Origin of the sequence: Microbispora sitophila, from assembly GCF_014892245.1 — a bacterium.
Taxonomy (GTDB): domain Bacteria; phylum Actinomycetota; class Actinomycetes; order Streptosporangiales; family Streptosporangiaceae; genus Microbispora; species Microbispora siamensis.
In genome coordinates, this window is sequence record NZ_JADBGC010000022.1 from 139,640 (window position 1) to 163,554 (window position 23,915).

General features: G+C 76.0%; 10 protein-coding genes. All 10 read left to right on the forward strand.

Translation table 11 applies throughout. The features are described from left to right. Nucleotides 1-31 precede the first annotated feature (31 nt). The 10 genes from IL992_RS33505 (at nt 32) to IL992_RS33550 (ending at nt 23,911) form a co-directional block, all read left to right on the forward strand. Nucleotides 32-10,660, forward strand: a complete 10,629-nt coding sequence (locus tag IL992_RS33505) for a type I polyketide synthase (protein ID WP_193207325.1) — start codon at nt 32-34, stop codon at nt 10,658-10,660. Continuing rightward, nucleotides 10,653-14,108: a type I polyketide synthase gene (locus tag IL992_RS33510; protein ID WP_193207326.1), complete on the forward strand. Its 3,456-nt coding sequence runs from the start codon at nt 10,653-10,655 to the stop codon at nt 14,106-14,108. Before IL992_RS33505 ends, IL992_RS33510 begins: the two co-directional genes overlap by 8 nt. Then, nucleotides 14,105-16,006 carry an HAD-IIIC family phosphatase gene (locus tag IL992_RS33515; protein WP_193207327.1) on the forward strand — a complete coding sequence of 634 codons (1,902 nt, stop codon included), beginning with the start codon at nt 14,105-14,107 and terminating at the stop codon, nt 16,004-16,006. Before IL992_RS33510 ends, IL992_RS33515 begins: the two co-directional genes overlap by 4 nt. A gap of 96 nt (nt 16,007-16,102) precedes the next feature. Then, on the forward strand, nt 16,103-17,089 hold the full coding sequence (locus IL992_RS33520) for an LLM class flavin-dependent oxidoreductase (RefSeq protein WP_226874213.1): 987 nt from the start codon (nt 16,103-16,105) through the stop codon (nt 17,087-17,089). A gap of 115 nt (nt 17,090-17,204) precedes the next feature. Then, nucleotides 17,205-18,908 (forward strand): ABC transporter substrate-binding protein, encoded by a 1,704-nt coding sequence (locus IL992_RS33525; protein WP_193207328.1) that lies wholly within the window; start codon nt 17,205-17,207, stop codon nt 18,906-18,908. Continuing rightward, nucleotides 18,893-19,900 carry an ABC transporter permease gene (locus IL992_RS33530; RefSeq protein ID WP_193207329.1) on the forward strand — a complete coding sequence of 336 codons (1,008 nt, stop codon included), beginning with the start codon at nt 18,893-18,895 and terminating at the stop codon, nt 19,898-19,900. The genes IL992_RS33525 and IL992_RS33530 overlap by 16 nt, the downstream gene beginning before the upstream one ends. 3 nt (nt 19,901-19,903) lie before the next feature. Continuing rightward, nucleotides 19,904-20,704, forward strand: a complete 801-nt coding sequence (locus tag IL992_RS33535; RefSeq protein ID WP_193207330.1) for an ABC transporter permease — start codon at nt 19,904-19,906, stop codon at nt 20,702-20,704. Continuing rightward, a complete protein-coding gene (locus tag IL992_RS33540) occupies nt 20,701-22,383 on the forward strand; it encodes a dipeptide ABC transporter ATP-binding protein (RefSeq protein WP_193207331.1) in 1,683 nt (560 codons plus the stop codon). The genes IL992_RS33535 and IL992_RS33540 overlap by 4 nt, the downstream gene beginning before the upstream one ends. A gap of 128 nt (nt 22,384-22,511) precedes the next feature. Beyond that, entirely contained in the window at nt 22,512-23,699 is a 1,188-nt protein-coding gene (locus IL992_RS33545; protein ID WP_193207332.1) for a cytochrome P450, read from the forward strand. Then, nucleotides 23,696-23,911 (forward strand): ferredoxin, encoded by a 216-nt coding sequence (locus IL992_RS33550; RefSeq protein ID WP_319018988.1) that lies wholly within the window; start codon nt 23,696-23,698, stop codon nt 23,909-23,911. Before IL992_RS33545 ends, IL992_RS33550 begins: the two co-directional genes overlap by 4 nt. Nucleotides 23,912-23,915: the final 4 nt, after the last annotated feature.

Here is a 23,915-nt window from a genome sequence, read left to right on the forward strand (position 1 = left end):
ACGGATCCTCAGGACGGAGAGCGGTTCATCCATGGCGAATGAAGACAAGCTGCGCGACTATCTCCGGCGGACCACGGCCGACCTGCTGCGCGCCCGCGCGGAGCTGGAGCGGCTCGAACAGGCCGCGCACGAGCCGCTGGCGATCGTCGCCATGGCCTGCCGCTACCCCGGCGGTGTGCGGACGCCCGAGGACCTGTGGCGGCTGGTCGAGTCGGGCACCGACGCGATCACCCCCTTCCCCCGGGACCGGGGGTGGCCACTCCACGAGCTGTTCGACCCCGACCCGGACCGGGAGGGTACGAGCTACGCCTTCGAGGGCGGGTTCCTGCACGACGCCGCGGGCTTCGACGCGGAGCTGTTCGGCATCAGCCCGCGCGAGGCCCTGGCCGTCGACCCTCAGCAGCGGCTGCTCCTCCAGGCCGCCTGGGAGGTCTTCGAACGGGCCGGGCTCGACCCGCGCGGGTTGTCGGGCGAGCGGATCGGGGTGTTCGTGGGGGTCATGTACTCCGACTACGGCTCCCGCCATGTGCGCGCCCCCGAGGGATTCGAGGGGTTCATCGGCACCGGCAGCGCGGGGAGCATCGCCTCCGGCCGCATCGCCTACGCCTTCGGCCTGCAGGGGCCGGCCGTCACCCTGGACACGGCGTGTTCGTCGTCGCTGGTCGCCCTCCACTACGCCGCGCAGGCGGTCCGCCGGGGGGACTGCGACTTGGCCGTGGCCGGAGGCGCGACCGTCATGGCGACCCCGGGCACGTTCGTCGAGTTCAGCCGCCAGCGCGGGCTCGCCCCCGACGGCCGCTGCAAGGCGTACGCGGCGGCGGCCGACGGCACCGGCTGGGCCGAGGGCGTCGGGCTGGTGCTCGTGGAGCGGCTGTCGGAGGCCCGGCGCAGGGGCCACCCGGTCGTCGCGGTCCTGCGCGGCAGCGCGGTCAACTCCGACGGCGCGAGCAGCCGCCTGTCCGCGCCCAACGGCGCGGCGCAGCAGCGGGTCATCCGGGCCGCGCTCGCCGACGCCGGTCTCGGCCCCGAGGAGGTGGACGCGGTCGAGGGGCACGGCACCGGCACCGGCCTCGGCGACCCCATCGAGGCGAACGCGCTGATGGAGGTGTACGGCAGGGCCCGCGCCGCCGACGACCCGGTGTGGCTGGGCTCGCTCAAGTCCAACATCGGGCACTCGCAGGCGGCCGCGGGTGTCGGCGGCGTCATCAAGATGGCGCTGGCCATGCGGCACGGCGTCCTCCCCGCGAGCCTGCACATCGACGAGCCCACCCCGCACGTCGACTGGGCCGCCGGCGGTCTCGCCCCGCTCACGGCCGCCCGCCCCTGGCCCGATCGGGTCCGCCCCCGCCGGGCCGCGATCTCCTCCTTCGGCATCAGCGGCACCAACGCCCACGTGATCGTCGAGCAGCCCCCGGCCGAGACCGGGACGCCCTCTCCGCCGGGGGAGCCGGGCGAGGGAGAAACCGGCGGGGATGACGCCGGCGCGGGGGACGCCCTCCCACCGGCGGCCCCGTCCTCCGAGGAGGCCACGTCCGGCGCGGTGCCGGAGGTGGCCGGTGCGGGGCGGCCGGTGGTCTGGACGGTGTCCGGGCACACCGAGGCCGCCCTGCGCGCCCAGGTCGGCCGGTTGCGGCGGTGGGCGGAGGACCACCCCGGCGCCGACCCGGCCGACGTCGCCCACACGCTGCGTACGGCCCGGGCCGACCTCGCGCACCGCGCGGTCGTGGTGGGGACGGACCTGCGCGGACTGACCGGAGGACTGGCCGCGCTGGAGGAGGGCCTGCCATCCCCGCGTGCCGTGGCGGGGGAGGCGCAGGCCCCGTCGCGGCCGGTGTTCGTCTTCCCCGGCCAGGGATCCCAGTGGGCCGGGATGGCCCGCGAGCTGTTCGCCGTCTCCGAGCCGTTCCGGGAGGAGATGCTGCGGTGCGCCGCCGCCCTCGCCCCCCATGTCGACTGGGACCTCGTCGAGGTGGTGACCTCGCCCGAGGGCGGCGCGGCCGACCTCCTGAACAGGGTCGACGTGGTGCAGCCGGCCCTGTTCGCGGTGATGGCCTCGCTGACCGCCGCCTGGCGGTCCCTCGGCGTCGAACCGGCCGCGGTGGTGGGCCACTCCCAGGGCGAGATCGCGGCGGCGTACGCGGCCGGCGTCCTGGACCTGGCCGACGCCGCGGCCCTGGTCGCCCGGCGCAGCCGCGCCATCGCGGACATCGCGGGCGGCGGGGCGATGGCGTCGGTCGAGCTGCCCGCCGCCGAAGTCGGCCGCCGCTTCGGCGACCTCGACGGCGTCGCGGTGGCGGCTCTGAACGGGCCCGCCGCCACCGTCGTGTCGGGCGAGGCGGGCGCGGTGCGCGAGCTGGTCGCCCGGTGCGAGGCCGAGGGCGTACGGGCCCGGCTCGTGCCCGTGGACTACGCGTCCCACTCGCCCGCCGTGGAGCCGTTGCGCGAGACCCTGCTCGCCCGCCTCTCGGGCATCCGTCCCCGCTCCGGCGGGACGCCCTTCCACTCGACGGTGGTGGCCGCTGAGCTGGACGGCGCCACGCTCGACGCCGCGTACTGGTACGACAACCTGCGCGAGCCGGTGCGGCTCAGCGAGACCGTGGCCGCCCTGATCTCCGCGGGCCACCGGTGCTTCCTGGAGGTCAGCCCGCACCCGGTGCTGGCGGCGCCGCTGCGGGACACGGCCGAGGAGGCCGGCGTGGAGGCGGACGTGGTGGCCACGCTGCGCCGCGACGACGGAGGCCTCGACCGGCTGCTCACCTCGGCCGGATCGCTGTTCGCGGCCGGCGTCCCGGTGGAGTGGGGTCCGTTCGCGGCGGGGCAGGTGCTCGACCTTCCCACGTACGCCTTCCAGGAGCGGCGGTACTGGCTGGACACCGTCACCGCAGGGTCCGCCGGGCCGACCGGCCTTCCCCTGACGGGCCACCCCGTGCTCGGCGTCGCCGTCGAGGACGCCGCCGGGGGGAGGGTGCTGTTCTCGGGCGCGCTGCCGGCCGGAGGGTGGGCGCGGCAACACCGGCTGGGGGAGCGCGCGCTGCTGCCCGGGAGCGCTCTGGTCGAGCTGGCGCTGGCGGCGGGTGAGAGGGTCGGCCTGCCCGTCGTGGAGGACGTCACGCTCGTCGCCCCGGTGGAGGCGGCGGGCCCAGTCCAGGTGCAGGTCCAGATGCAGCTCGAGGTGGAGCACGCGCCGGGCGGCGCCACCTTCACGATCCACGCCAGGACGGGCGAGGGCGACGCCGCGGGTGCCTGGCGGCTGCACGCCTCCGGCTCCCTCAGCGTCGAGAGTCCCCCCGGCGCGGAGCCGGCCGGGACGGGACAGGCGCGGCCGGACGGCTCTCCCGGCGAGTGGGTGCCCGAGGGCGCGGAGCCGATCGACGCGGCGGCCGGGTACGACCGGCTTGCCGAGGCGGGGGTGCACTACGGCCCCGCCCTGCGCGCCGTGCGCGCCGCCTGGCGGCGGAACGGCGAGCTGTTCGCCGAGCTGGCGGTCACCGCTTCGCCGGCCCCGGTTCCCACTGTGTCGATCCCGGTCACCGCCGAGGGCACCTCGGCCGCCGGAGGGGCCGCCCCGGCGCGGGAGGCGGCGGCGCCCTCGGGGGAGGAGGGGTTCGCGCTGCATCCCGCCGTGCTGGACGGCGCGGTGCAGGCCGCCTTCCTGGACCGCGTGACGGGGGACGACGGCCCGTCCGAGGTCGTCGTGCCCTTCGCCTGGAGCGGCGTGCGGGCGTACGCGCCGCCCGGCGGCCTCCCGGGCGCGCTGCGGGCGCGGCTGGGCAGGAGCGGGCCGGACACCTTCTCCGTGCGTGTCTCCGACGGCGACGGCAGGGTCGTGCTGACCGCCGACGAGGTACGCGTACGACCGGCACCGGAAGAGGCCGGCCGCGAGGCGTCCCCCGCCGGGTCCCCGGGGCTGCGGCTGAAGCCCCTGGAGAGGCGGACCTCCGGGAACGACGTCTCTCCCGTGACGGCCGCCGGGGCGTACGCCGCCCTGGACGGCCTGAGCGCGCGAGAACGGGAGGACCGCCTGCTCGACCTGGTGGCGCGGGCGGTCGCCGGGATCCTCGGCTACGAGTCGGCGGGGGAGGTGCGTCCCGAGCGGCCCTTCCGCGACCTGGGGCTCGACTCGCTGACCGGCGTGCAACTCCGCGACCACCTGGGCCGCACCCTCGGCCTGCGCCTGCCGAGCACGCTCGTGTTCGACCACCCCACCCCGCGTGCCCTGGCCCGCCATCTGGACGAATCCCTGACGGGAGCCGCCACCGCCGCCACCGCCGCCGCCCCGGCGGTTCCGGAGCGGCGCGGCGGCGAGGCGGCGGAGGAGCCCGTCGTCATCGTGTCCATGGCCTGCCGCTATCCCGGCGGCGTCACGACCCCGGAAGAGCTCTGGGATCTGCTGGAGGCGGGCGGCGACGCCATCGGGCCGTTCCCCGCCGACCGCGGCTGGGACCTCGCGACGCTGTTCGACGACGACCCCGACACCCCGGGCACGTCCTACGCCCGCCACGGCGGCTTCATCCACGACGCCGCCGGCTTCGACGCCGGCTTCTTCGAGATGAACCCGCGGGAGGCGCGGGCGGCCGACCCACAGCAGCGGCTGCTGCTGGAGACGTCGTGGGAGGCGTTCCAGCGCGCGGGCATCGACCCGTCCCGCCTGCGCGGCTCGCGCACCGGCGTCTACGTCGGCCTCATCTACACGGAGTACGGCGCGCGGGCCCAGGACGACCCCCGCGAGCACGGCGGCTACCTCGGCACCGGCAGCGCCGGGAGCGTGGCGTCCGGCCGGATCGCCTACACCTACGGTCTCGAAGGCCCGGCGATCACGGTGGACACCGCGTGCTCGTCCTCGCTCGTCGCCCTCCACCTCGCCGTACGGGCGCTGCGGGACGGGGAGTGCGACCTGGCCCTGGTGGGCGGGGCGACGCTCATGGCCACGCCGGCCACGTTCGTCGAGTTCAGCCGCCAGCGCGGGCTGTCGCCCGACGGCCGGTGCCGGGCGTTCGCGGACGCGGCCGACGGGACGGGCTTCAGCGAGGGCGTCGGCCTGCTGCTCGTGGAGCGGCTGTCGGACGCGCGGCGCAACGGTCACCCGGTGCTCGCCGTCGTGAAGGGGACGGCCGTCAACCAGGACGGCGCGAGCAACGGCCTCACCGCCCCCAACGGCCCCGCCCAGGAACGGGTGATCGAGGAGGCGCTGCGCGCCGCAGGGCTGTCCCCGGCCGACGTGGACGCGGTCGAGGCCCACGGCACCGGCACCACGCTCGGCGATCCGGTCGAGGCGCGGGCCCTGCTGCGCACGTACGGCGCGGCCAGGGGCGACCGCCCGCCGCTGCGGCTGGGGTCGCTCAAGTCGAACATCGGCCACACCCAGGCCGCGGCCGGGGTCGGCGGCGTCATCAAGATGGTCCTCGCGCTGGAGCACCGGACGCTGCCGCGCACGCTGCACGTCGACGGCCCGTCGCGCCACGTGGACTGGGACGCGGGCGGGCTCGAACTGCTCACCGAGGCCGTGCCCTGGCCCGCCGGGGACCGCCCGCGGCGCTTCGGCGTCTCGGCCTTCGGCATGAGCGGCACCAACGCCCACGTGATCGTGGAGGAGCCGCCCGCCGCGGACGCCGTACCCGACGCCCGGCCGGAGCCGGCGCCCGCCGCCGCGGTCCCGCTGGTCCTGTCGGCCAAGTCGCCGGGCGCGTTGCGCGGCGAGGCGCGCAGGTTGGCCGGTTATCTGGAACGACACCCGGGCGTCCCGCTGGCCGACGTCGCGGCGGAACTGGTGCGCACCAGGGCCGAGTTCGCGCACCGGGCGGTCGTCGTGGCCTCGGTCATCGGGGAGGCGGTCGAGGGGCTCGCCGCCGTCGCCGAGGGGACGCCCGCCGCGACGGCCGTCACCGGGTACGCCAGGCAGGCCCGCCGGCCCGTCTTCCTCTACCCGGGGCAGGGCGCGCAGTGGGACGGCATGGCCCGGGCCCTGGTCGAGGACTCGCCCGCCTTCGCCGCCCGGATCGCCGAGTGCGCCGCCGCTCTCGACCCGGTCACCGGCTGGTCCCTGCGGGAGGCCCTGCTCGACGGCGCCGACCTGGGGAGGGTCGACGTCGTCCAGCCTGTCCTGTGGGCCACGATGACCGGCCTGACCGCGGTCTGGGAGTCCTTCGGCGTACGGCCCGCCGCGGTCGTCGGGCACTCCCAGGGCGAGATCGCCGCCGCGCTCACGGCCGGGGCCCTCTCGCTGGAGGAGTCGGCCGCGGTGGTGGCGCTGCGCAGCCGCGCGCTGCGGGCGCTGTCCGGCAGGGGCGCGATGCTGTCGGTCGCCGCCTCGGCGGACGTGGTCGCCGCCGCCATCGAGGCGACCGAGGGCGAGGTGGCCGGGATCGCGGTCGCCGCCATCAACGGGCCGGCCGCGACCGTCGTCGCGGGGGCCGCGGGAGCGGTGGACCGCCTGCGGCGCGAGCTGCGGGAGCGGGGTGTGCGCGTCCGGCTCGTCGACGTGGACTACGCCTCGCACTCTCCGCAGGTGGAGCCGCTGGAGGCGGAGCTGCTCGAGGTGCTGCCCGAGCCCGCGCCGCTGCCGGCCTACACGGCCGACGTCTTCTCGACGGTGACCGGGGGAAGGGTCGACCCCGGCGGGGAGACCGATTTCGGACGGCCCGCGTACTGGTACCGCAACCTGCGCAGCCCCGTGCTGCTCCAGCCGGCCGTGGAGGCGGCCCTCACGGCCGGGCACGAGGTCTTCATCGAGGTCAGCCCGCACCCGGTGGTCGGCATGGGGGTCCAGGAGATCCTCGACGCGCACCCGGAGGCCCGCTCGCCCGCCGTCGTCGGCACCCTGCGGCGGGAGGACGGCGGCCTGCGCCGCGTGCTGCTCTCGGTGGCCGAGGCGTGGGTCAACGGCGTGCCGGTCGACTGGGGCGCCCACCTGCTCGCCGGGCCGTCGGGCCGCGCGCCACGGCCGATTCCCACCCTGCCCACCTATGCCTTCGACCGGCGCCGTCACTGGCTGGACGCGCCGGTGCGGACCGCGGCCGCCGTGCCGGGGGCCGGCCGGGCCGCCCATCCGCTGCTGGACGCCGTGCTGCGGCAGGCGGGGGAGGACCGCGTGCTGCTGCTCGGCCGTCTCGGCCTCGACGGCCACCCCTGGCTGGCCGACCACGCCGTGGAGGGCACGGTCCTGGTGCCCGGCGCGGTGCTCGCGGAGCTGGCCGCCTTCGCCGGGGGGACGGTGGGCGCGCCGCGCGTGGACGAGCTGACCCTGACCCGGCCGCTCGTCCTGGAGCCGTCCGGCGCGACGGAGATCCAGGTGACGGTGGGACCGGCCGGGCCGGACGGGCGGCGCGAGATCGGCCTGCACGCCCGGCCCGCCTCCGGGCCGGAGGCCGCCGACCCACTCGGCGCGCCGTGGACGCCCCATGCCGCCGGCGTCCTCGCCCCCGCCGTGCCCGCGTCCGCCGTGTCCGCAGGCCCGGACGGGGTGTCCCCCGGGGAAGCGTGGCCGCCGGCCGGGGCCGTCCCCCTGCCCGTCGACGGGCTGTACGAGGACCTCGCGGCGAAGGGCTACCGCTACGGCCCGGCCTTTCGCGGCCTGCGGGCGGCGTGGCGGTCGGGAGAGGACGTCGTCGCGGAGGTGTCCCTGGACGCCCCGGCGGGGTTCCGCCTCGCCCCCACGGTGCTGGACGCCGCCCTGCACGCCCTCGCCCCCGCCCGCCTGTTCCCCGACGACGGCGCCGTGCGGCTGCCCTTCACGTGGCGGGGGTTCACCGCGCACGGCCCGGCCCCGGAGACCGTCCGCGTACGGCTGCGCCGGGCGGGCGACGACGCGGTGGCCGTCGAACTGGCCGCCGCGGACGGCGCGCCGGTGGCGTCGATCGACGCGGTGACGTTCCGCGCGGCCGACCCGGCCGATCTCGCCGCGGCCTCCGGGGGCGACTCGCTGTACGAGCTCGTCTGGGAGCCGGTGACCCCCGGTGCCGGCGTCCCGCGCGAGCGGGCCTGGGTGCTCGGCGCCACGGGCCCGGACTTCCCCGGCCTGGACGCGGCGCTCGCGGCCCTGGACGCCGGGGCGCCCGCCCCGGCCGTGCTGGTGATCACCGTGCCCGCCGCTCCACCGGACGGCGGCGTGCCGGAGGCGGTCAGGACGGCCCTGCTGGAGGTGCTCGGCACGCTGCGGCGTGGCCTCGCCGACGCCCGGCTCGCCGGGACGCTGTTCGTCGTACGCACCCGGGACGCGGTCGCCGCCGCCCCCGGCGACCCGGTGGGCGCGCTCGACGGGGCCGCCGTCTGGGGCCTCGTCCGCAGCGCGCAGAGCGAAGAGCCGGGCCGGATCGTCCTCGTGGACGACGGTGGCGCTCCGCTCGCCGCGGTGCTCGACGCCGCCGCCGGTGGAGAGCCGCAGACGGCGCTCAGGGACGGCCGCCCGCTGGCGCCCCGGCTGGCCCCCCGCCGCCCCGACCTCATGCGGCCGCGCGGCGGCTGGCGCCTGGAGGCGGGGGAGGGCGGCGTCGCCGAGGACCTCGTGTGCCGGCCCGCCGAGGACCGGCCGCTCGGGCCCGGCGAGGTGCGGGTGGCGGTGCGGGCCGCGGGGCTCAACTTCCGCGACGCGATGCTGGTCCTCGGCATGTACCCCGGCGCGGCCGACCTCGGCACCGAGGGCGCGGGCGTCGTCCTGGAGACCGGCGACGGCGTCACCGGCCTCGCGCCGGGAGACCGCGTGATGGGGCTCGTCGCCGGCGGCATCGGACCCTCGGCCGTCACCGACCACCGCCTGCTCGCGCCGATCCCGGCCGGGCTCTCGTTCGCCCAGGCGGCGACCGTGCCCGCGGTTTTCCTCACGGCCTACTACGCGTTGCGTGACCTCGCCGCCGCGCGGCCCGGTGAGCGGCTGCTCGTGCACTCGGCGGCGGGCGGCGTGGGCGGCGCGGCCGTCCAGCTCGCCCGCCACTGGGGGCTGACGGTCTTCGGCACCGCGAGTCCCGGCAAGTGGCCGCACCTGGAACGGGCGGGCCTGCCGCCCGAGCGCGTCGCGAACTCGCGCGACCTGTCCTTCGCCGGGGCCGTCCGCGCCGCGACCGGCGGCCGGGGCGTGGACATCGTGCTCAACTCATTGGCCCGCGAGTTCGTGGACGCCTCGCTGGGACTGCTCGCGCCAGGCGGCCGCTTCGTCGAGATGGGCAAGACCGACGTGCGCGACCCCGCCGAGATCCGCGACCGGCACGGCGTCCTCTACCGGGCCTTCGACCTGGCCGAGGCCGGGCCGGACCGGATCGCCGCCATGCTCGCCGACATCGCCGGGCTCCTCGCCGAGGGCGTCCTCGCCCCGCTCCCGGTGACGGCCTGGGAGACCGGCCGTGCCCCCGAGGCCGTACGGCACCTCGGCCTCGCCCGTCACGTCGGCAAGGTGGCGCTGCGGATCCCCCGCCCGCTCGATCCCGAGGGGACGGTCCTGGTCACGGGCGGCACGGGCGGCGTGGGACGGCTGGTCGCCGCGCACCTGGCCCGGCGGCACGGCGTACGGCACCTGCTGCTGGTGAGCAGGCAGGGGGAGCGCGCTCCGGGGGTCGAGGACCTGCGTGCCGAGCTGGACGGGCTCGGGGCGCGGCTGACGGTCGCCGCCGCCGACGTCGCGGACCACGCCGCGCTGGCCCGCGTGCTCGGCGAGGTGCCCGCCGAGCGGCCGCTGACGGCCGTGGTGCACGCCGCCGGCGTCCTCGACGACGCCACGCTGGCCACCCTCGACGCCGAACGGCTCGACGCCGTGCTCAGGCCGAAGGCCGACGGCGCCTGGCACCTGCACGAGCTGACGCGGCACCTCGACCTCGCCGCGTTCGTGCTGTTCTCCAGCGCGGCCGGGATCGTCGGCAGCGCGGGGCAGGCGGCCTACGCGGCGGCCAACGTCTTCCTCGACGCCCTGGCCGCCCTGCGGGCTCGCGAGGGGTTATCGGCGACCTCCGTCGCGTGGGGCCTGTGGCGGTCGGACAGCGCCATGACCGGCGGGCTCTCGGCGGCCGACCGGGCCAGGATGGCGCGCTCCGGCCTGCTGCCGATGGCGCCGGAGCACGCCCTGGCGCTGCTCGACGCGGCGCTGGACGCGGCCGCCCCGGCCCTGGCCGCCGTACGGCTCGACCCGGCGAGGCTGGCGGCCGTACCGGATCTCGCCGCGCCGCTGCGCGGGCTCGCCCGCGCCGAAGCGCCCTCGGCGAGCGCTCCGGCGGGGACGACCCCCGACCTGCCGGGCCTGCTCGCCGTGGCGGAGCCCGCGCGGCGGCGCGCGCTGGTGAACGAGACGGTGCTGCGGTGCGTCGAGGCCGTGCTCGGCCGGGCCCCCGGGGACGACGCCGGCGAGCCGCGCAGCTTCCGGGAGCTCGGGTTCGACTCGCTGACCGCCGTCGAGCTGCGCAACCGGCTCGGCAAGGCGACCGGCCTTCGGCTGCCGGCCACGGTGGTCTTCGACCACCCGACCCCGGACGCCCTGGCGGAATACCTGCTCGGCCGCCTGGCCCCGGACGACCCCGGCGGCCCGGACGACCCGGGCGCGACGGCCGACCCCGGGCCGGCGGTCCCGGCGCTCACGGCTCCCCCCGCTCGCGCGACCGGCGGCGAGATCCCGGCGACCGCGGAGGAGCTGTTCCGGTTCATCGACTCCGAGTTCCGATCCGAGGGACGGCGGCATGTCTGACGAGAAGCGACTGGTCGAATACCTCCGATGGACGACCGCCGAGCTCACGCGGGTGAAGCGGGAGCTGGCGGCCCTGACCGAGCCCGAGCCGGTGGCCGTGGTGGCGATGGCATGCCGGTTCCCCGGCGGCGTCCGCTCGCCCGAGGACCTGTGGCGGGTGGTCGCCGATGGCGCCGACGTCGTCGGCGAGTTTCCCGCCGACCGCGGCTGGGATCCGGCGCTGCACGAGCACACGAAGGCCGGGGGGTTCCTCGACGACGCCGCGGGCTTCGACGCCGCCTTCTTCGGCATCGCGCCGCGCGAGGCCGCCGCGATGGACCCTCAGCACCGCCAGCTTCTGGAGGTGTCGTGGGAGGCGATGGAGCGGGCCGGCATCGTCCCCGCCTCGCTGCGCGGCAGCAGGACCGGGGTCTTCACCGGGGTGATCTACCAGGACTACGCCCCGCCACTGGACGGCGTGCCGCCCGAGGCCGAGGGCTACCTGATGACCGGGAACGCCACCAGCATGGCCTCGGGCCGCCTGGCCTACACCTTCGGGTTCGAGGGGCCCGCCCTCACGGTGGACACGGCGTGCTCGTCCTCGCTCGTCGCGGTCCACCTGGCCGTACGGTCGCTGCGGGCGTCCGAGTGCGACCTGGCGCTCGCCGGCGGGGCGACGGTCATGGCCACTCCCCGGGTGTTCGTGGAGTTCGCCCTGCAGGGCGGGCTCGCGGCCGACGGCCGCTGCAAGGCGTTCTCCCGGTCGGCCGACGGCACCGGCTTCGGCGAGGGCGTGGGGATGCTGGTGCTGGAGCGCCTCGGCGACGCCCTGCGCGCGGGCCACCCGGTCCTCGCCGTCATCCGCGGATCGGCGATCAACTCCGACGGGGCGAGCAACGGCATCACCGCGCCGAGCGGCCCCGCCCAGCGCAAGGTGATCGAGGCGGCCCTGCGGGCGGCGGGGCTGTCCCCCGCGGACGTGGACGCCGTCGAGGCGCACGGCACCGGGACGGCCCTCGGCGATCCCATCGAGGCGGGCGCCCTCATCGAGGCGTACGGCACGGCCCCGGGGCGGCGGGAGCCCCTGTGGGTCGGCTCGGTGAAGTCGAACCTGGGACACACGCAGGCCGCCGCCGGGGTGGCCGGGGTCATCAAGATGGTGCAGGCGCTCCGGCACGAGACGCTTCCGGCGACCCTGCACGCGGACGAGCCGTCCGCGCTGGTCGACTGGGACGAGGGCGGGGTGGCCCCGCTGACCCGGCCCCGGCCCTGGCCCAGGGCCGACCGGCCCCGCCGGGCGGGCGTCTCCTCCTTCGGCATCAGCGGGACCAACGCCCACCTCGTCGTCGAGGAGCCCCCGGCGCCCGAGCCTTCGGAGCCCGAGCACTCGGAGCCCGAGCCTTCGGTTCCGGCGCCGCGCGGAGCGACCGGGGCGGCGCCGGAGCCCGGATCCGGCGCGGAGCCGCGGGCGGAGCCGGGCGGGGAACCGGCGGCCGTCCCCTGGGTGCTGTCGGGCCGGTCCCCCGAGGCGGTGCGCGCCCAGGCCGCACGCCTGCGCGACCTCCTGCGCGCCGGAGGCCCACTCGGGGAGCGCCCGGGCGTCGCCGGAAAGCGCTCTGACGGGGCCGAGGAGGAAGCCGCAGAGGACGATGCGAGGGCCGGAGCGGTCGCGGAGCGCGTGGGACAGGGCGGGGAGGGGGTCGATCTCGCGGCCGTGGCGCGGACGCTGATCGGCACCCGCTCGTCGTTCCGCCACCGGGCGGTGGCGATCGGAGCGGACGCCGCCGAGCTGTCCCGCGAGCTGGACGCGCTGGCCGCGTCCGCCGCGCCGGTCGGCGCCGCCCGGCCCGCCCCCGCTGTGGCCTTCGTGTTCTCGGGGCAGGGCACCCAGCGCCCCGGCATGGGCCGGGAGCTGCACCGGCGGTTCCCCGCGTACGCCGAGGCGTTCGACGCCGCCTGCGCCGCGCTGGACCGCGCCCGCACGCGGCGCGGCGCGGACGGTCCGGGCGTGGCCGAGGTGGTGTTCGCCCCGGAGGGGTCGCCGACGGCCGCGCTGCTGCGGCGCACCGAGTTCGCCCAGCCGGCGTTGTTCGCCACCCAGCTCGCCATGTTCCGGCTGGCCGAAGACCTGGGCCTGACCGGCGGCGCGCTGCTCGGCCACTCGATCGGGGAGCTCACGGCGGCGCACGCCGCGGGGGCGCTCTCGCTCGACGACGCGGCGTCCCTGGTCGTGGCCCGCGCCCTGGCCATGCAGGCGGCTCCCGAGGGCGGCGCGATGGTGTCGCTGCGCGCGCCGGAGCCGGAGGTCGCCGCCTCGCTGAAGGAGGTGGACGGCCTGGTCGCGGTGGCCGCGGTCAACGGCCCCCGCTCGACGGTGATCTCCGGGGACGCCGCCGCCGTCCGCAGGCTGGCGGCCGGCTGGCGGGCGCGGGGCGTGCGCACCAGGCCCCTCGCGGTGAGCCAGGCGTTCCACTCCCCGCACATGGACAGCGCCCTGCCCGGCCTGGCGGAGGCCGCCCGGGCCCTGACCGTACGGGAGCCCGCCGCCGTGCTGGTCTCCACCCGCACCGGGAGGGTCGCGACGCGCGAGGAGCTGGCCGCGCCGGACCACTGGGCCGCGCAGGTGCGCGAGCCGGTCCGCTTCCACGACGGGGTGCGGGCGCTGCGGGCCCTGGGAGTGGACACCTTCGTGGAGATCGGCCCCGACGCCACGACGGCGGGCATGGTCGCCGACTGCCTCGCGGAGGAGAGCGGCGAGGTGGCCGCGATCCCGCTGGCGCGCGACCCGTCGGCCGAGGCCCGCTCGGTGCTGCGGGCGCTCGCCCAGGCGTATGCGCGGGGCGTCGCGGTCGCCTGGGCGAAGGTGATCGGAGAGGGCCCGGCCGCCGACCCGGCAGCCGTCCCGACCTACCCCTTCCGGCACGAGCGCCACTGGATCACCCCCTCGTACGGCGTCCGGGGCGGCTCGCCACGCGAGCGGGAGCTGTGGCGCGCCGTGGACGACCTCGACGCCGAGCGGTTCGCCGCCCTCGTCGGCGGCGTCGACGCGCCTCCCGGCGTCGTGGGGGAGGTGGTGGCGGCGCTGCGGCGCTGGCGGTCCGACGTGAGCGGGCAGAGGCCAGGCGAGACCGCGGCGCCGGCGTCGTCCCCGCTCGACGGTGTGCCCGCCGCGGAGCGGCACGGCGTGCTGCTGGCCATGGTCCTCGCGGCCGTGGACGGCGCCCTCGGGCACGCCGCGGGGGCGCTCGGTCCGCACGACGACCTCACCCAGGCGGGCATCACCTCCTTCGGCGCGCTGGAGATCGCCGGGCGGATCTCCCGCGAGACCGGCGTGAACGTCCCGCCCGGCCTGGTGCTCGACCACCGCACGGCCCACGAGCTGGCGGCCCGCCTGGACGAGCTGCTCGCCTCCCCGGGCGACGGCGACCCGCACCGACGATCCGAGCACGACGCCATGGAGCCTCGATGACCACTGACACCGCCGCCGCGCTCGCGCGGCTGCGCGGGCTGCACCGGGACGGGACGCTCGCCGAGCGCTTCGACGAGGTGGGCCCGCTCCTCGCCGCGATGTCCGCCGAGGACGCCGCTCGGGCGGCGCGGCTGCTCGCCCGCGCCGACCTGGACGCCGCCCGTGAACTCCACCCGCGGCTGCCGGCCGTGCGGGTGACCGTCACCGGGCACGGCACGCTGGAGGCGCTGCGCGTCGCGCTCGTCGGCGAGCTGGCCCGGCACGGTTACGTGCCGTCGGTCCGGCTCACCGGCTTCGGCTCGTACGTCTTCGAACTGGGCGACCCCGGCAGCGAGCTGTACGCCGGGAAGCCCGACGTCGTGGTCTGCGTGCTCGACCACGCGACCGTGTTCGACGAGGTGGGCGTGCCGTTCACGGTCGAGGACGTGGAGCGCGTGCTCGCCGGGAAGCTGGCCCTGTGGCGGGGGCTGGCCGCCCGGTACGGCGAGAGCGGCTCGGGGGCGCTCGTGCTCAACACGGTGCCGCTGCCCCGCCTGTGGCAGGCGCGGCTGCTCGACCACAGGTCGCGGGCCCGGCTCGGTGCGGCCTGGCGCCGGGCCAACGCCGAGCTGCTGGAGCTCGGCGCGTCCGCCGAGCGGGTGGTCGTGGTGGACGTCGACCCGCTGCTGTCGTCCGCGACCGAGCTGAGCGACCCCCGCTTCGAGACCTACGCCGGCGCGCACCTGTCCGACGGGCTGCTCGGCGCGTACGCGCGGGAGCTGGGCCACCTCGTCAGAGCGAGGACCGGACGGGCCAGGAAGGTGCTCGCCCTCGACCTGGACGGCACGCTGTGGGGCGGGATCCTCGGCGACGACGGCGTGGAGGGCATCGAGGTCGGGCACGGCCCGCGCGGCGAGGCCTTCCGCCGCTTCCAGGGCGTGGCGAAGCAGCTCGCCTCCCAGGGCGTGCTGCTCGCCGCGGTGAGCAAGAACGACCGGGACACGGTGCTCGCCGCCCTGCGCGACCACCCCGGCATGCTGCTGCGCGAGGACGACTTCGTCCGGATCCTGGCCGACTGGAGCCCCAAGCCGGTGAACCTGCGCGCGCTGACCGAGGGCCTCAACCTCGGCGGCGACAGCGTCGTCTTCGCCGACGACAGCGTCCACGAGTGCGCCGCTGTCGCGGCCGAGCTTCCGGAGACCGTCGTGGTCCACCTGGGCGACGATCCGGCGCTGCACGCGGTGACGCTGCTCGCCGACGGATGGTTCACCACGACCGAGATCACCGCGGAGGACCGGGCGCGGACCCGCCGCTACCACGAGGAGGCGGCGCGGTCGGAGTTCCTCGCCGCCGCCGGCTCGGCCGAGGAGTTCCTGGCCGGCCTGGACGTGTCCGTACGGCTGGCCCCCGCGGAGCCGGGGGAGACCGCCCGGCTCTCCCAGATCACGCTGCGGACCAACCAGTTCAACCTCACCACCGAGCGCCTGTCGCCGGAGGAGGTCCGGGAGCGGGCGGAGCGGCCCGGCTCCCGGGTGCTGGCGATCTCGGCGGCGGACCGCTTCGGGAGCAACGGCGTCGTCGGCGCGGTCTTCCTGCGCGCCCGGCCGGAGGGTCTGGTGATCGAGAACTTCCTGCTGAGCTGCCGGGTCTTCTCCCGCGGCATCGAGCAGGCGGTGCTGTCGGCGGTGCTCCACGCGGCCAGGGAGGCCGGTTTCGCCGAGGTCCACGGCCGCTACCTGCCGACCGCCAAGAACGGCAAGGTCCGCGATCTCTACCCGCACTACGGCTTCGCGCCCGTGGAGGAGGGGGCGTGGTTCGTCCACGACCTCGGCGAGATCGTCGGCGTGCCCGCCCATCTCACGCTGCACGCCGAGGGCCGGGTGGTCCCGGAGGCGTCCCCCGAGGCGTTGACAATCTGAGGCTACCTCAGGTTGACTGTGCCGCGACGTAAAGTGAGGAAACCTCCGGATACGTCCCGTTGACCCCCTCTATGACCCCTTGCGAAGGAGAGGACGTTGGCCGAGGGAATCGCCGTCTCCGTGCACGACACCGCCCCCGTCTGGCGCGGCGACACCGCGGGCGACGCGCTGCGCCGTTCCGTCGACCTGGCCCGGGCCGTCGAGGCCCTGGGCTACCGGCGCTACTGGGTGGCCGAGCATCACAACACCCCCGCGCTCGCGACCTCCAGCCCGGCCGTGCTCGCGGGCTCCATCCTCGCGGCGACCTCCACGATCCGGGTCGGCTCGGGCGCGGTGCTGCTGCCCAACCACTCGCCGTACGTGGTGGCCGAGCAGTTCGGCGTGCTGGCCGGGCTCTACCCGGGACGGGTCGACCTCGGCCTCGGCCGCGCGCCCGGTGGCTCGGGGGAGGCCGCGGCCCGCCTCGGCGACCCGCGCCGGCTCGACTTCGGCGACGGGCTGCGCGAGCTGAACGAGTACTTCGCCGGCGGCAGCGGCGGCGTGCGCGCGATCCCCGAGCCGGGCACCCCGCCCGAGATCTGGCTGGTCGGGTCGAGCGCCTCCAGCGCCGCCTACGCCGGCCGGCTCGGCCTGCCGTACGTGTACGCGCACGCGATCGTGGGCGGCGGGGCGCCGGAGGCGCTGGAGGCGTACCGGCAGGCGTTCCGGCCGTCGGCGGCCCTGGCCGGACCGCACGCCTGCGTGGCCGTGATCGCCGTCGCGAACGACAGCGACGAGCGTGCGCACCGGCTCGCCGCCTCCTTCGTGTACGGCCAGATCCTCATGCGCACGACCGACCCGGCCACCGTCCTGCCCACGGAGGAGGAGACGGCCGCCCACCGGTTCACCGCCGCCGAGGAGCGGTTCCTGCGCGAGAAGATCGACCCCCAGTTCGTCGGCAGCCCCGAGCACATCGCCCCCCGGCTCGGGGACCTCCTGCGCCGCACCCGCGCCGACGAGCTGTTCGTGCTCACGCAGGTGCCCGACCACCAGGCCCGGATCCGCTCCTACGAACTCATCGCCAAGATCGTCTCGTCTCTGTAGTCCCGCACGGCCGCGCCGCCGCCGGTTCAGTCCCGCTTTAGAACCGGCCACCACTGTGTGTACGGGCCGGAGATCCCTTCCGGCCGTGAGCGACGTGGCGAGGAATGAGACGAACATGGGTGCTGCCAGGAGGCCCGGAACCACCAGGAGGCCCGGAACCGCCGCCCCCGCCGTGACGGCGGGGGCCGCCATGCTGCTGCTGGCTCTCGCCGCCGGCTGCTCCTCCGGTGCGGACGGGACGGCCCGCGCCGCCGGAGGCGGGGCGGGCGGAGGCGGGGCGGGCGCCGCGTCCCCCCGGAGCGGGGGGACCCTGCGGCTGGCGGTGGAGAAGGAACCGGAGTGCCTGGACCCCCACCAGAGCCCGACCGAGTCGGCCCGGCTGCTGACCCGGCCGCTCGTGGACTCGCTGGTCTACCAGGACCCGCGCGGCGGCCTGCACCCCTGGCTCGCCCGTGAGTGGACGGTCTCCGACGACCGGCTCACCTACACCTTCCGGCTGCGCGAAGGCGTCACTTTCACCGACGGCCAGAAGTTCGACGCGCCGGCGGTGGTGGCCAACCTCGATCACGTGGTCGACCCGAAGACCAAGTCGCTGCTCGCCGGCAGCCTCATCGCGGCGTACGAGTCGGCGAAGGCCGTCGATCCGCTGACGGTCGAGGTGAAGCTGAAGCGGCCCGACTCCGGGTTCCTGTCCGCGCTCGCCCAGCCCAACCTCGGGATCGAGTCCCCCGCCACGCTGAAGGGACCGGCCTCGAAGCTGTGCGCCGTCGTCGTCGGCACCGGGCCGTTCAAGAGCGACGGCGGGTTCACCCCGCAGAAGGGCATCGACTACGTCAGGAACCCGGCGTACGCGTGGGCGCCAGAGGGGGCGGCCCGCGGCGGTCCCGCGCTGCTCGACCGCATCGAGGTCACGGTCGTGCCGGACAACTCTGCCCGCCTGGGGGCGCTCACCAGCGGCCAGGTCGACGCGGTCACGGGCCTCGCGCCGGCCGGCATCGGCACGCTGAAGAACACGCCCGGCTTCGCCCTGCACACGACCCGGTTCCCCGGCGCCAACTACAGCTACTGGCCGAACACGGCGAAGGGCCCGCTGAGCGACGTGAACGTGCGCAAGGCCCTGCGGGCCGGCATCGACTGGCGGCGCATCGTGAAGAACGTCTACTTCGGCGTGTACGACGGCGCCGACGGGCCGCTGTCGGCCAGCACCCCGGGCTACGACCACTCGGTCGCCGCCGCGTACGGCTACGACCCCGCCGAGGCGAACCGGCTGCTCGACCAGGCCGGATGGACGCAGCGGGACGCGCAGGGCTACCGGACGAAGGACGGCAGGAGGCTGACCCTGCGGCACATGTGGTCGGATCCGTCGGTCGGCAACCTCGCGGTGCAGATCCAGGCCGCGGCCAAGCAGCTCGGCGTCGAGCTCGTCGAGGAGAACCTCGACGGCGGCACCTTCGTCAACCGCCTGCTGTCCGGCGACTACGAGCTGATCGACACCAGCTTCTCCTCGCCCGGGCCCGACGTGCTGCGGGTGCTGTTCGGCGCCGACAACATCCCCACGCGCAAGCGCGGGATCAGCAACAACATGGCCAGGTACGACAACCCCGAGACGGAGGCCGCGTTCAAGCGGGCGCTCGGTGCCAAGGACCAGGCCGAGCAGTTCGGCGTCTACGCCGAGGTGCAGCGGCGGATCACCGAGGACGCGGCGGTCCTGCCGATCTACTCGCCGCTGTCCACCCTGGCGGCGCGCGAGGGCGTCCGCGACGTGCGGTTCAACGTCGACGGCACCCCCGACCTGTCCGGCATATGGCTGGCGTCCTGAAGACGTCCCCGGCCGGGGCGGCGGCGGCGCGGAACGGCCGCAGCCCCGGCAGGGGCCGGAAGACGCTCGCGCGCCTCGTGCTGGTGCGCCTGGCCGCCTCGGCCGGAGTGCTCTGGGGCGCGGTGACGGTGACGTTCGTGCTGCTGCAGGTCATGCCGGGCAGCACCGCCGACGTCCTGCTGGCGCGCTCCTCGGTGGGCCCCGAGGTGCGGGCCGGGATCATCGCGGAGTACGGGCTCGACGACCCGCTCCCGGTGCAGTACCTCACCTACCTCGGCCGGATCGTCCGCGGCGAGTTCGGCGAGTCGTACGTGCTGCGCAGGCCGGTGTGGGACGAGATCGCCGCCCAGCTTCCCGGCACGCTGCTGCTGGTGGCGACCACCCTGCTGGCCACGGCCGTCGCGGCGGTGGTGCTCGGGGTGGTGAGCGCCAACCGCCGGGCGTGGGTGCGCTCGCTGTTCGCGTCGGCCGAGTCGCTGGTCGTGGCCCTGCCCCCGTTCTGGCTCGGGCTGCTGCTGCTGACCGTCTTCTCCTTCACGCTGCACTGGTTCCCCGCCATCGGGTCCTCCTCGCCGGCCGGGCTGGTCCTGCCGACCGCCGCCCTGGCCGCCGGGCCCGCGGCCGTGGTGGCCGGCGTGCTGCGGGAGGGGCTGCTGCGCGCGATGGACGAGCCGTTCGTGGTGACCGCACGCGCCCGGGGCATCGGCGAGGCGGCCCTGCGCCTGCGCCACGTGCTGCGCCACGCCCTGCTCCCCGTCACCACGCTGCTCGGGTGGATCGCCGGCTCGCTGATCGGCGGCGCGGTGATCATCGAGATCGTCTTCTCCCGGCAGGGCATCGGGCGGCTGGCGCTGTCGGCCGTGGCGAACAAGGACATGCCCATGGTCATCGCGGTCGTCCTGGTGACGGCGGTCGCGTTCGTGTTGGTGACCATCGCGGTCGACATTCTCACCTGGGTGATCGACCCCCGGACGCGGGACGCGGGGAGGTAGCGGATGCCCAGGAGCCTGTGGCCGTGGACGGCCGTGCTGGTGCTGCTGGCCGTCATGGCGGCGGTGCCGTCGCTGTTCACCGGGATCGACCCGGACGCGGCGGACCTGAACGCCCCGCTGCGCCCGCCGAGCGCCGAGCACTGGCTCGGCACCGACCAGAACGGCCGCGACCTGTACGCGCGGATCGTGTACGGCGCCCGCCCGTCCCTGCTCATCGGGACCGGCGCGGTCCTGCTGGCGCTCGCCGCGGGTGTCGTGATCGGGGTCGCCGCCGCCCAGCTCGGCCGCGTCGCCGACCAGGTGCTCAGCCGGTCGCTCGACGTGGTCCTGTCCGTCCCCGGCCTGCTGCTGGTGTTCCTCGTCGTGGCCGTGCTCGGGCCGGGGAGCGGCACCGCCGCCGTCGGGCTCGCCGTGGTCTCCACGCCCGGCTTCGCCCGGGTGGCGCGCAGCGAGGTGATCCGCCTGCGCTCGGCCCAGTACGTCGAGGCCGCCCACGGGTTCGGCTGGTCGCGGGCCCAGGTGGTGGCCCGGCACGTGCTGCCCAACGCGGCGGGCCCGGTCCTGGCGCTCGCCACCGTGAGCCTCGGCGCGATGATCGTCGCGAGTTCCTCGCTGAGCTTCGTCGGTCTCGGCCCGCGGCCGCCGACGGCCGAATGGGGGGCCATGCTCTCCGACAGCCGCGAGTTCCTCGCGCTCGCCTGGTGGCCCGCCGTGTTTCCCGGGGTGGCCATCACGGTCGCGGTGCTGGCCGTCACATTCGTCGGGCAGCACCTCAACCGCCACGTCGAGGGGAGGCTCTCGTGACGCCGGCGGGCGGCGGCCCCCTCGTCGCCGTACGGGACCTCACGGTGCGCTTCCCCACCCGCCACGGCGTGGTGGAGGCGGTGCGGGGCGTGTCGTTCCGCGTCGAGCGCGGGCAGGTCGTCGCGATCGTCGGCGAGTCGGGCTCGGGCAAGAGCGTCACGGCCCGCAGCCTCGTCGGCCTCGCGGGGGACGGCGCGCGTGTGGGCGCGGCCGAGCTGACGTTCGACGGCGCCGACCTCCGCCAGGTGCGGGGACGGGCCTGGCGCGCGCTGCGCGGGCGCCGGGTGGGGTTCGTCCTGCAGGACGCGCTGGGCTCGCTCGACCCGCTGCGCCGCGTGGGCGCGGAGGTCGCCGAGCCGCTGCGCGCCCACCGGATCGTGCCGGGACGGCAGGTGGACGCCGAGGTCGTGCGGCTGCTCGGGGAGGCGGGGATCCCCGCCCCCGAGAGCCGCGCGCGGCAGTACCCCCACCAGCTCTCCGGAGGGCTGCGCCAGCGCGCGCTCATCGCCTCGGCGCTCGCCGCGCGGCCCGACCTGCTCATCGCCGACGAGCCGACGACGGCCCTGGACGTCACCGTGCAGCGTCAGGTGCTCGCGCTGCTGCGCGAGCGCGTGGGCGACGGCACCGCGGTGCTGCTCATCAGCCACGACCTCGGTGTGGTCGCCGAGATCGCCGATCACGTGTACGTGATGAAGGACGGGCGGTTCGTCGAGGACGGCCCGGCAGCCGTGGTGCTGGACTCGCCGTCGCACCCGTACACGAAGACGCTCGTGGGCGCGGTCGCCGGGCACGGGCGCGGGGCCCGGCCGGGACGCGTGAGCCCCTCCGGGCCGCAGGACGCGGGGCCGGGGGACGTGGGGCCCGGGGACGTGGGGAAGGCCCGCGAGGTGCTGCGGGCCGAGGGCCTGGTCAAGCGCTACACCCTGCCGGGGCGGGGCGAGTTCACCGCCGTGGAGGACGTGTCGGTCACGGTCGGGGCCGGGGAGACCCTCGGCGTCGTCGGCGAGTCCGGCTCGGGCAAGACCACCCTCGGCCGGCTGCTCATGGGCCTGCTGGAGCCGGACGCCGGGCGCGTGCTGCTCGACGGGCGGCCCTGGGACGGCCTGCGCGGCGCGGAACGGCGCGCGGCGCGGCGCGGGGTCCAGATGATCTACCAGCACCCGCTGTCGTCCTTCGACCCCCGCTACACCGCGCGGCAGATCCTGGAGGAGCCGATGCGGGCGGACCGCACGCCGCGCGAGGAGCGCGACCGGAGAGTGGCGCTGCTGCTTGAGCACGTCGGCCTCGCCCCGGACGTGCTCGACCGGCGTGCCAGGGAACTGTCCGGGGGGCAGCGGCAGCGCCTCGCCATCGCCCGCGCGCTCGCCCCCGGGCCGCAGGTCATCGTCTGCGACGAGCCGGTCTCCGCGCTCGACGCGTCCATCCAGGCCCAGGTCCTCGACGTGCTGGAGGACGTCCAGGAGCGGCTCGGCGTGGCGTACGTGTTCGTCTCCCACGATCTCGGCGTCATCCGCCGGCTGAGCCACCGGGTGATGGTGATGAAAGACGGCCGGGTGGTGGAGAGCGGTGAAATGGAAAAGGTATTCGACCATCCCGAGCATCCGTACACGAAAGCGCTCATCGACGCGGTTCCCCATTTCTCGTCCCGTTTCAGTCGCGTTTCAAGGGGGCGGGCGTGACCGGCCATAAGCCATTCTGAAGCGGCGCTTAATTCGCCTTGTTCCTGAATTGCCCGGCTGCTTAACATCGCGGCGTCGTCCAGTAACGAATGACGTCCGGTCCCTCTCTCGCCGAAGGAAAAAGGGAAATGACGGAAGCTCCGCCGTACCCGCAGAAGCGCACCTGTCCCTACGAGCCGCCCGCCGGCTACCGCGAGATCGGAGAGCGGGGACCGGTGCTCAAGGTGACCCTCTTCGACGGGCGCGAGGCGTGGATGGTGACGGGATACCGGGAGTCCCGGGAGATCCTCACCCACCCGAACCTGTCCTCGCAGCGCACTCATCCCGGGTTCCCCATCGTGGCACCCCGGTTCCGCTCGCAGATCGCCCGCACGCTGGCGCTCATCGCGATGGACCCGCCCGTCCACGACGTCTACCGCCGATACCTCAACCCCCACTTCAGCCTCAAGTCGGTCCGCCGGATGCGGCCGGAGATCGAGCGGATCGTCGCGGGATTCGTCGACCGGATCGTCGAGCACGGCCCGCCGGCCGACCTGGTGCCGCTGCTCGCGGTGCCGCTGCCGTCCCTGGTCATCTGCCGCCACCTCGGCGTGCCGTACGAGGACCACGACTTCTTCCAGGACGCCAGCGGCAAGGTGATGCTCGGCACCGAGGAGGAGTCGGCGACGGCGGCGCAGGACCTGTTCGACTACATCGACCGGCTGGTGGCCGAGCAGATCAAGGACCCGTCCGACGGGCTGCTCGGCACGCTGGTCCGCGAGCGCGTCGTCACCGGCGACATCGGCCACGACGAGCTGGTGTCGATCGCGCTGGTGCTGCTCATCGCCGCGCACGAGACCACCTCCTCCTCGCTGGCGCTGGGCGTCATCACGCTGCTGGAGCACCCCGAGCAGCTCGCGCTGCTGCGCGAGGACCCCGACCGGCTCCCGGGCGCGGTCGAGGAGCTGCTGCGCTACATCGCCACCACCGATCTCGTCGCCACGCGGGTCGCGAAGGGGGACATCGAGATCGCCGGCCACCTCATCCGTGAGGGGGAGGGCGTGCTCGTCTCGGGAACGCTGGCCAACCGCGACGCGGCCGTGCACGAGCGCGCCGACGTGCTCGACGTCCTGCGCGAGGACAGCCACCACCTCACGTTCGGCTTCGGCATCCACCAGTGCCTCGGCCAGAACCTCGCCCGGATGGAGCTGGAGGTCGCGTTCAAGGAGCTGTTCACCCGGATACCCGGGATCCGGCTGGCCGCCCCGGTCGGCGAGCTGCCCATCCTCGGCGCGGGCACGGTGCAGCGGGTGCTCCAGCTCCCGGTCGCGTGGTGACGGCCGTGTGGGTGTCGGCCGACCAGGAGCGCTGCATCAGCGGCGGCCGCTGCATGGCCGCCACATCCGAGGTCTTCGACCAGGACGAGGACGGTCTGGTCGTGGTCCTCACCCCGCAGGTCGCGCCGGAACTGGAGGACCGGGTCCGCAAGGCGGCCTACCTCTGCCCGTCGCGGGCGATCCGGATCGGCGACGGCCCCTCCGGGGGCTGATCCC